Consider the following 1037-nt stretch of genomic DNA (forward strand, 5'->3'; position numbering starts at 1 on the left):
TGGCTGCGACAGGTCAAATAGACTCGGAAAAGCTTGGTGAAAGTGAGTTTATTGGTGAGCTGGCCTTAACCGGAGACTTGCGCCCGGTTGCCGGTGTATTACCCACGGCTATTGCCAGCGTAAAAGACGGCCGATGTTTATTTATCCCATATGGTAACGCTGATGAAGGGAAAATGGCTGGCAGCGATACAATTTTCCCCGCACGCCATTTGAGCGAAATTTGCCAGCACCTTAAATCACCCGGTGTTTTGCAAGCCCTTTCTTATGAAGAAATGATTTTGGAAGACGAAAAGCAGCCGGATATGGCTGATATTAAGGGTCAGTTCCAAGCGAGACGTGCTTTGGAGTTGGCAGCAGCTGGACGCCATAACCTATTATTCTACGGCCCTCCAGGGACAGGCAAGAGCATGCTGTCCTCTCGCCTGCCAAGTATTCTGCCACGCTTAAGCAATGCTCAGGCAGTGGAGGTGGCCTCAATCTATTCGCTGGCGGGTATTCCCAGAAAACCGGGCTTGATGATGCAAGCGCCTTTTCGTTCTCCTCACCATACAGCTTCTTCCGTATCGCTCGTTGGTGGTGGCGCACAGCCAAAGCCTGGTGAAATATCCTTATCCCATTATGGTGTATTGTTTTTGGATGAGTTGCCAGAGTATGCACGCTCGGTGCTTGAAGTACTTCGGGAGCCGATTGAAAGTGGGGAGATCAGAATTTCCCGAGCCAGTGCGAGCCTGACATTTCCGGCAGACTTTCAGTTAATTGCAGCAATGAACCCATGCCCTTGTGGCTATAGCGGCCACCCTACAGTGAGTTGTACTGATACCCCCCAGCAGATAAGTAACTATCGGCGGAAGTTGTCGGGCCCCTTATTGGATCGCTTCGATTTGCATGTCGAAGTGGCGAGTCAACCTGCATTGGTTTTACTTGGCAAAGCTCAGGCTAGTGAGTCTTCGAATGAGGTACTGGCTCGCGTGAGCAAAGCACGAGACGCGCAAATCACCAGGCAGGGCAAGCTTAATAGTGCGCTTGAGGGTGGGGAG

General features: G+C 51.3%; 1 protein-coding gene. It reads left to right on the plus strand.

What is annotated here, in order from left to right:
* Positions 1-1037: YifB family Mg chelatase-like AAA ATPase (locus tag A3735_RS00680; protein WP_068637362.1), on the plus strand; the 1037-nt coding region annotated here is incomplete at both ends.

The organism is Oleiphilus sp. HI0061 (genome assembly GCF_001635675.1).